The 9,113-nt window shown below is 70.6% G+C and carries 3 protein-coding genes and 1 pseudogene; 2 read left to right on the forward strand and 2 right to left on the reverse strand.

Annotation, left to right across the window (positions count from 1 at the left end):
* Positions 1 to 155: 155 nt before the first annotated feature.
* Positions 156 to 5,063, reverse strand: coding sequence for an NAD-glutamate dehydrogenase (locus ACE3Q2_RS13060; protein ID WP_374474445.1), 4,908 nt, complete (start codon positions 5,061 to 5,063; stop codon positions 156 to 158).
* 133 nt (positions 5,064 to 5,196) lie between these two features.
* Entirely contained in the window at positions 5,197 to 6,357 is a 1,161-nt protein-coding gene (locus ACE3Q2_RS13065) for an acyl-CoA dehydrogenase family protein (protein WP_043801280.1), read from the reverse strand.
* Between the two features lie 162 nt (positions 6,358 to 6,519).
* Here ACE3Q2_RS13065 and ACE3Q2_RS13070 point away from each other — a divergent pair.
* Together ACE3Q2_RS13070 and ACE3Q2_RS13075 are read left to right on the forward strand one after the other, a co-directional pair.
* A pseudogene (locus tag ACE3Q2_RS13070) lies at positions 6,520 to 7,446 on the forward strand (ArsR/SmtB family transcription factor); the annotation flags it as partial.
* Positions 7,446 to 9,113 (forward strand): homocysteine S-methyltransferase family protein (locus ACE3Q2_RS13075; protein ID WP_374474446.1); only part of this gene is annotated, 1,668 nt, incomplete at its 3' end. The pseudogene ACE3Q2_RS13070 and the gene ACE3Q2_RS13075, both read left to right, overlap by 1 nt.

Genomic DNA, 9,113 nt, shown 5'->3' on the forward strand with positions numbered 1-9,113 from the left:
CCCCCCCACCCCCACCAAAACCCCCCCCCCCCCCCCCCCCCCCGTGTGGTGCGGCCCCCCCCGCCCAGGGGCGGGCCCACAACGGGCGGGCGGCGCCCCCCCGCTCCTACACAGGACCCGGGCGGCGGCGTTGCGGCCGCCGCCCTTGCTTTGAATCAGCGCGGGCCGGCCGCCACCACCTGGGCCAGGCGGCGCACGGCCACCGACAGCGTCGGGTAGTCGAGGCCGCGCAGGTTGCGCATGTCGGCCAGCATCGCCAGCGTCACCTTCAGCACGGTGTCGTCGCGCTCCAGCCACTGGTCCACGCGCGCCTGCGGCTGGGCGCCGCGGCCGCCGGAGGCCAGCACCTGCCCCACCAGGGCACGCTGCTGGGCCTGCAGTTCGTCGCGCAGCACGCCGCGGGCCTGGGCGTGCCAGCGGCCCTCCACCGGCAGCGCTTCCACGGCGTCCATCAGCCACTTGGTGTGCAGGGCGTCGGACAGGCTGAAGTAGGTGGCGGCCACTTCGGCCACCGGCAGGCCCTGCTCGGTCGCCACTTCGACGATGTCGAGCGAATAGGCCAGGAACGGCAGGCTGGCGAAGGCCTTGGCCATTTCCTCCGGGAAGCCGCGCTCGCGCCAGGTGGCCAGGTCGGCCGCCAGCTGGGCGCGGGCGTCGGCCGGCAGCACGTCGGCCAGCGAGCGGCGCAGCTCGGCCACGCCGCCGGCGTAGCGCTCGACCTTCTCGGCGATGTTGAGCGACTCGCCCGGGCGGTTGAGCAGCCTGCGCGTGAGGTTGCGCTGCAGGTGCCAGATGCTGCCCAGGGCCTCGAGCTGCGCGTCCTCGCCCACCTTCAGGTCGAGCGCGTCGATGCCGGCCCACAGCGCGCGGGCGTCGAGCACCTCGCGGCTGATGGTGAAGGCCTTGGCGATCTGCGCGGCCGACTGGCCGGTGTCTTCCTGCATGCGCAGCAGGAAGGTGGCGCCCATGCGGTTGACGGTGGAGTTGGTGACCGCCGTGGCGATGATCTCGCGGCGCAGGCGGTGGTTCTCCATGTCGGCCGCGAAGCGCTCCTGCAGCGCGTTCGGGAAGTAGCGCACCAGCTCCTTGGAGAGGTACGGGTCTTCCGGCACGTCGGAATCGAGCATCTGGTTGAAGACCACGATCTTGTCGTAGCTCAGCAGCACCGACAGCTCGGGGCGGGTGAGGCCCTGGCCGCGGGCCTTGCGCTCGTTGATCTCGGCGTCGCTGGGCAGGAACTCGATGGCGCGGTCGAGCAGGCCCTGGCCCTCGAGCACGCGGATGAAGTGGCCGAACGAGCCCAGGCGGGACACGCTCATCTTCTCCATCAGGCTGATGGCCTGGTTCTGGCGGTAGTTGTCGTTGAGCACCAGCTCGGCGACCTCGTCGGTCATGCTGGCCAGCAGCTCGTTGCGCTGCGGGGTGCTGAGCTCGCCGCGCTGCACCGGGGCCGAGAGCAGGATCTTGATGTTCACCTCGTGGTCGGAGGTGTCCACGCCGGCCGAGTTGTCGATGAAGTCGGTGTTCACCAGCACGCCGCTCATGGCGGCCTCGATGCGGCCGCGCTGGGTGAAGCCCAGGTTGCCGCCCTCGCCCACCGCCTTGCAGCGCAGCTCGTTGCCGTTCACGCGCAGGCCGTTGTTGGCGCGGTCGCCGGCGTCGGCGTGGCTTTCCGTGGAGGCCTTGACGTAGGTGCCGATGCCGCCGTTCCACAGCAGGTCGACCGGCGCCTTGAGGATGGCGTTCATCAGCTCCATCGGGCTGAGCTGCTCGACGCCCTCGGCCAGGCCCAGGGCCTCGCGCACCTGCGGGGTGATGGCGATGGACTTGAGCGAACGCGCGTACACGCCGCCGCCCTCGGAGATGAGCGACTTGTCGTAGTCGTCCCAGCTCGAGCGCGGCACCTTGAACATGCGCTCGCGCTCGGCGTAGCTGCGCGCCGCGTCGGGGTTCGGGTCCAGGAAGATGTGGCGGTGGTCGAACGCGGCCACCAGGCGGATGTGCTTCGACAGCAGCATGCCGTTGCCGAACACGTCGCCGGACATGTCGCCGACGCCCACGCAGGTGAAGTCCTGGCTCTGCGAATCAATGCCCAGCGCGCGGAAGTGCCGCTTCACCGACTCCCAGGCGCCGCGGGCGGTGATGCCCATGCCCTTGTGGTCGTAACCCACCGAGCCGCCCGAGGCGAAGGCGTCGCCCAGCCAGAAGCCGTGCTCGGCCGAGATGCCGTTGGCGATGTCGGAGAAGGTGGCGGTGCCCTTGTCGGCCGCGACCACCAGGTAGGGGTCGTCGCCGTCATGGCGCACCACGTCCTGCGGGTGCACCACCTGGCCGTCGACCAGGTTGTCGGTGATGTCGAGCAGGCCGTTGATGAAGCGCTTGTAGCAGGCGATGCCCTCGGCCAGCTGGGCGTCGCGGTCGCCGCCCACCGGCGGGCGCTTCACCACGAAGCCGCCCTTCGAGCCCACCGGCACGATGACGGTGTTCTTCACCATCTGCGCCTTCACCAGGCCCAGCACCTCGGTGCGGAAATCCTCGCGGCGGTCGGACCAGCGCAGGCCGCCGCGCGCCACCGGGCCGAAGCGCAGGTGCACGCCCTCGACGTACGGCGAATACACGAAGATCTCGCGGTAGGGAACCGGCTTGGGCAGCTCCGGCACCTTCGAGGGGTCGAACTTGAAGGAGATGTAGTCGCGGTACGCACCGCCGCGGCGCTGGTAGAAGTTGGTGCGCAGCGTGGCCTTGATCAGGGCCATGTAGCGACGCAGGATGCGGTCGTCGTCGATGCTCGACACCAGGGTGTCGAGCAGGATGTCGAGCGCGTCGGTGATGGCGTCGGCCTGGGCGTCGCGGTCGAGCGCGCGGGCGGAAGCCACTTCCTGCGGGATGGTGTCGAGCGCGGCGCGGCGCTCCTTCGGCAGCAGCCAGGCGATCTGGTCGTGCAGGGCCTGCTGGCCGGCGGCGTCGAGCGGGGTTTCGCGGCCCGGCTCGAAACGGGCGGCGAACAGTTCGTACAGCAGGCGCGCGATCACCGGGTAACGCTGCAGCGTCTCCTCCATGTACGGCTGGGAGAACGGGATGCCGGTCTGCAGCGCGTACTTGGTGTAGCCGCGCAGCATGGCCACGTCGCGCCACTCGAGGCGGGCGCTGAGCAGCAGCTGGTTGAAGCCGTCGTTCTCGGCCTCGCCGCCCCAGATGGCCGCGAAGGCCTCCTGGAAGGGCACGCGCGCGGCCTCCACGTCCACTTCGCCGCGGGCCTCGACCTCGAAGTCCTGCAGCGAGATGCGGCCGTCCTCGGCGTCGATCACGTACGGGTGCTCGGTGAGCACGCGCAGGCCGAGGTTCTCCATCACCGGCAGCACGTCGGACAGGGCGACGTCGCTGGCGCGGCGCAGCAGCTTCAGGCGCAGCTGGTCGCCGGCGCGGGCGAAGGTGATGCGCTGGTCGCCCTCGGCGGCCAGGCGCGAGGCCTCGAGCACGTCGCCGGCGGCGGCCTCGGGCGTGACCGCCTCGAGGTAGCCGGCGGGCAGCGCGCGTCCGAAGCGCTGGGCCAGGCGCAGGCCCTGCTCTTCGCCGTGCTCGCGCACCAGGATCTCGCGCAGCTCGTCGTGCCAGTCGCGCACGATGCGGGCCAGCTCGGCCTCGAGCGCGGCCTGGTCGAACTCCACGCTGGCGCCGGCCTTCGGGCGGATCACCAGGTGCAGCTGGGCCAGCGGCGACTCGCCGATCTGCACTGCGTGGTCGAGCCGCTCGCCCTGCAGCGCCTGCATCAGCAGCGCCTCGATGCGGTGGCGGATGCCGGTGTTGAAGCGGTCGCGCGGGATGTAGACCAGCGCGGAGAAGTAGCGGCCGTAGCGGTCGCGGCGCAGGAACAGGCGGGTGCGGGCGCGCTCCTGCAGGCCCAGGATGCCCATCGCGGTGCGCTGCAGTTCCTCGGTGCTGGACTGGAACAGCTCCTCGCGCGGCAGCGTTTCCAGGATGTGGCGCAGGGCCTTGCCGCTGTGGCTGTTGAGGGACAGGCCGGAGGCGGCCATGACCGATTCGTGGCGCTCGCGCACCAGCGGGATTTCCCAGGGGCGGCGGTTGTAGGCGCTGGAGGTGTACAGGCCGAGGAAACGCTGTTCGCGCACGGCGCGGCCGGTTTCGTCGAACTGCAGCACGCCGATGTAGTCCATGTAGCCCGGGCGGTGCACGGTGGCGCGGGCATTGGTCTTGGTCAGGATCAGCGGGTCGAGCGAAGCGCCCGGCGGCAGGTCGGCCGCGGCCAGGCCGGTGACCGGGCGCGCCTGCGCCTGGCTGTCCTTGCCCTTGAGCAGGCCCAGGCCACTGCCGGCCACGGGGCGCAGTTCCCGGCCCACCACTTCGTATTCGCGGTAGCCGAGGAAGGTGAAGTGGTTGTCGGCGGCCCAACGCAGGAAGGCCTGGGTCTCGGCGCGGGCGGCGCCGTTCGCCGGCAGCAGGCGGGTGTCGAACTCGTCGGCGATGCGCAGCATGGTTTCGCGCATCGGTTGCCAGTCGGCCACGGCGGCGCGCACGTCGGCCAGCGCGGCCAGGATGGTCTGCTCGATCCCGGCCATCGCGCCGGCGTCGGCCTGGCGGTCGATCTCGAGGTACATCAGCGATTCGGCCGCGCCCTCGCCCACCGCCTGCAGCGCGCCGGCGGCGTCGCGGCGCACGTTCATCACCGGGTGCGCGATCTGGTGCAGGGTGATGTTGAACTGCGCCAGCGCCATGCGCACCGAGTCGACCAGGAACGGCATGTCGTCGTTCACGATGCGCACGGTCGTGTGGGTGCTCTCGAAGCCGTGGCTGGCCAGGGCCGGGTTGGCCACCTCGATCTTGGGCGTGCCGGCGCTGCGCTGGCGCGTGAAGGCCAGGAACGACACCGCGATGGCGGCCCAGTCGGCGGCCGGCCGCGACAGCAGCTCGTCCTCCGGGACCCGCGCGAAGAAGCTTCGGGCGAACGTCTCCAGCAGGGCCTTGTCGGGCGCGGACGAGCCGGCCGGAAGGGCGGAAACGATGGCGTCGAGGGTCTCGGCGGAAGCCAGGGCGTGGGCGTTCATTGCTGCGTTCTCGCAGGGCATGGATAAAGTGTGAAATTGTAGCCCCCACCCCGCCCCACGGCCAGCCAACGGGGCCGCCAAAAAGAAGCCCCGCTTCAGCGGGGCTTCGGATACGCCGGGGTACGGGCTTGGCTCAGCGCAGGCCGGTCTCGTTGCGGGCGATGACGAGACGCTGGATTTCGCTGGTGCCCTCGTAGATCTCGGTGATCTTGGCATCGCGGAAATAGCGCTCGAGCGGCATTTCCTTCGAATAGCCCATGCCGCCGTGGATCTGCAGCGCCTGGTGGGTGATGAACATCGCGGCCTCGGACGCGGTGAGCTTGGCCACCGAGGCCTCGGTGCTGAAGCGGCCACCGGTCTTGTCGGCTTCGGCCTTGGCCCAGGCGGCGCGCAGGGTCAGGATCTCCGCGGCGTCCAGGCGGCACTTCATGTCGGCGATCTTGGCCTGGATCATCTGGAACGAGCCGATCGGCTGGCCGAAGCTCTTGCGCTCCTTCACGTAGGCCACGGCGGCCTTGTAGGCGGCCTTGGCCAGGCCCACGGCCTGCGAGGCGATGCCGATGCGGCCGGCGTCGAGCACGCCCATGGCGATCTTGAAGCCCTCGCCTTCCTGGCCCACCACCTCGTCGGCCGTGGCCACGTAGTCCTGGAACTCGATTTCGCAGGTGGCCGAGGCGCGGATGCCGAGCTTGGGCTCGGTCTTGCCGCGGTGGAAGCCGGGCTTGGCGGTGTCGACCATGAAGGCCGTGATGCCCTTGGCGCCCTTGGACGGGTCGGTGACCGCGAACAGGATGATGTACTTGGCGACCGGGCCGGAGGTGATCCAGCTCTTCTTGCCGTTGATGACGAAGCTGCCGTCGGCCTGCTTCACGGCCTTGCAGCGCATGGCGGTGGCGTCGGAGCCCGACTGCGGCTCGGTCAGCGCGAAGGCGCCGATTTCCTTGCCTTCGGCGATGGCGCGCACGTACTTCTGCTTCTGCGCCTCGGTGCCGAACTTCAGGATGCCGTTGCAGAACAGCGAATTGTTCACCGACACGATGGTCGAGTGGGCGCAGTCCGCCTCGGCGATCTCGATCATGGCCAGCACGTAGCTGATGGGGTCCATGCCGGCGCCGCCGTACTCGGCCGGCACCTCGATGCCCATCAGGCCGTTCTCGCCGAGGGTGCGGATGTTCTCGAGCGGGAATTCGCCGGTCTGGTCGTGGTGCTCGGCGCTCGGCGCGATCTTCTCCTGCGCGATGCGGCGGGCCACGTCCTGGATCATCAGCTGTTCTTCGGTGAATCGGAAATCCACGGGACACCCTCAAGGTTTCAGTACGGGGAAGTACGCGATTGTAGCGTCTGCGGCCGCCACGGGCAGGTCCACGCGGCGTGAAGCAGGCGTGGCGCGGCTTGACGCCCCCGGCGGGCACGCCTAACCTCCGCATATCTTTGAATCCGGATGAAAGGATAAAGCATGGACCTCGAAGCCTGGTCGGCCTGCCTCAAGGTCCTGTCCGACCCGACCCGGGTGCGCCTGCTGGCCCTGCTCGAGCGCGAGGAGCTGACGGTGGCCGAGCTCGCCGGCATCACCCGGCTGGCCCAGCCGCGCGTCTCCACCCACCTGGCCAAGCTCAAGGAAGCCGACCTGGTGCGCGACCGCCGCGCCGGCGTCTCCGCCTACTACCGCTTCAACGGCGACACCCTGGACCCGGGCGAGGCGCGCCTGTGGGAAGCCCTGCGCGACAGCACCGACGACCCGCTGCTGCGCCAGGACGCCGAACGCCTGCCCGCCGTGCTGGCCACCCGCGCCGCCGACCAGAACTGGGCCGATTCCGTGGCCGGCGACATGGAGCGCCATTATTCGCCCGGCCGCACCTGGGAAGCCCTGGCGCGCTCCACCCTGCCCCTGCTCGAGCCCGGCGACGTGCTCGACGTGGCCTCCGGCGACGGCGTGCTGGCCGAACTGCTGGCCCCGCACGCGCGCCGCTACGTCTGCGTCGACTCCAGCGCCCGCGTGGTGGGCGCCGCCCGCGAGCGCCTGCGCAAGTACCGCCACGTGGAAGTGCTGGAGGGCGACATGCAGGCCCTGGACTTCCCCGCCGCGCAGTTCGACCTGGTGCTGCTGATGCACGCGCTCACCTACGCCGAGCGCCCGGCCCAGGCCATCGCCGAGGCCGCGCGCGTGCTGCGCCGCGGCGGCCGGCTGGTGGCCACCTGCCTGGGCAAGCACGAGCACCGTGCCGCGGTGACGCCTTACGGCCACGTCAACCTGGGCTTCACCGTGAAGGAGCTGCGCCGCCACGCCGAGAAGGCCGGCCTGGAAGTGACCGTGTGCGAACCGGTGACGCGCGAGAAGCGCCCGCCGCACTTCGAAGTGCTCACCCTGCTGGCGCGCAAGCCTTGAAGACCCTGCCCTGGCACAACCCGCCCCGCACCGCGCGCCTGCTGCAGGCGCTGGGCGAACGCATCCTGGTGCTCGACGGCGCCATGGGCACCATGATCCAGCGCCACGCGCTGGGCGAGGCCGACTACCGCGGCGAGCGCTTCGCGGCCGGCTTCGACGGCCTGCGTTTTTCCGAGGGCCACGCGCATGGCCCGGGCTGCGGCTGCGAGGGCCACGACCTCAAGGGCAACAACGACCTGCTCACGCTCACCCGGCCCGACGTGATCCGCGGCATCCACGCGGCCTACCTGTCCGCCGGCGCCGACATCCTCGAGACCAACACCTTCAATTCCACCGCGGTGTCGCAGGCCGATTACCGGCTCGAGCACCTGGTGCCCGAACTCAACCGCGAGGCGGCGCGCCTGGCCCGCGCCTGCTGCGACGAGGCCGAGGCGGCCGACCCGGGCAAGCCGCGCTTCGTCGCCGGCGTGCTGGGCCCGACCAGCCGCACCGCGTCCATCAGCCCCAGGGTCGAGGACGCCGGCTACCGCAACATCGATTTCGACACCCTGGTCACGAACTACCTCGAGGCCGCCGCGGCCCTGGTCGAGGGTGGCGCGGACATCCTGCTGGTGGAGACGGTGTTCGACACGCTCAACGCCAAGGCGGCGCTGTTCGCCATCGAGGAATTGTTCGAGCGCCTGGGCGCGCGCCTGCCGGTGATGGTGTCGGGCACGATCACCGACCGCAGCGGCCGCACCCTGTCGGGCCAGACCGCCGAGGCCTTCTGGTACTCGCTGCGGCACGCCCGCCCGATCTCCATCGGCCTGAACTGCGCGCTGGGCGCACGCGACCTGCGCGCGCACATCGACATCCTCTCGCAGGTGGCCGACACCCACGTCAGCTGCCACCCGAACGCCGGCCTGCCCAACGCCTTCGGCGGCTACGACGAGGGCCCCGAGGAAACCGCCGGCGTGCTGCGCGAATTCGCCGAGGCCGGCCTGCTCAACCTGGTGGGCGGCTGCTGCGGCACCACGCCCGGGCACATCGCCGCCATCGCCCGCGCGGTGGCCGGGCTGCCGCCGCGCGCCCTGCCCCGCCTGCCCGCGCACACCCGCCTGGCGGGGCTGGAGCCCTTCGTCATCACGTCGGAGACGAACTTCGTCAACGTCGGCGAGCGCACCAACGTCACCGGCTCCATCCAGTTCAAGAAGCTCATCCTCGAGGGCCGCTACGACGAGGCCCTGGCCGTGGCCCGCCAGCAGGTGGAGAACGGCGCGCAGGTGATCGACGTCAACATGGACGAGGGCCTGCTCGACGCCGAGGCCGCCATGGTGCGCTTCCTGAACCTGATCGCCGCCGAACCCGACATCGCCCGCGTGCCGGTGATGATCGACAGCTCGAAGTGGAGCGTGATCGAGGCCGGCCTGAAGTGCGTGCAGGGCAAGGCCATCGTCAATTCCATCTCGATGAAGGAAGGCGAGGCCGCGTTCCTGGAACAGGCCGCCCGCGTGCGCCGCCACGGCGCCGCGGTGGTGGTGATGGCCTTCGACGAGGCCGGCCAGGCCGACACGCTCGAGCGCAAGGTGGAGATCTGCGCGCGCGCCCACCGGCTGCTGGTCGAACAGGCGGGCTTCCCGCCCGAGGACATCATCTTCGACCCCAACATCTTCGCCATCGCCACC

The organism is Arenimonas sp. (assembly GCF_041913985.1).
Taxonomy (GTDB): domain Bacteria; phylum Pseudomonadota; class Gammaproteobacteria; order Xanthomonadales; family Xanthomonadaceae; genus Arenimonas.

Coding starts and splice junctions, on each gene's coding strand:
- ACE3Q2_RS13060 (WP_374474445.1), bottom strand. CDS start 5,063: ATGAACGCCCACGCCCTGGCTTCCGCCGAGACCCTCGACGCCATCGTT.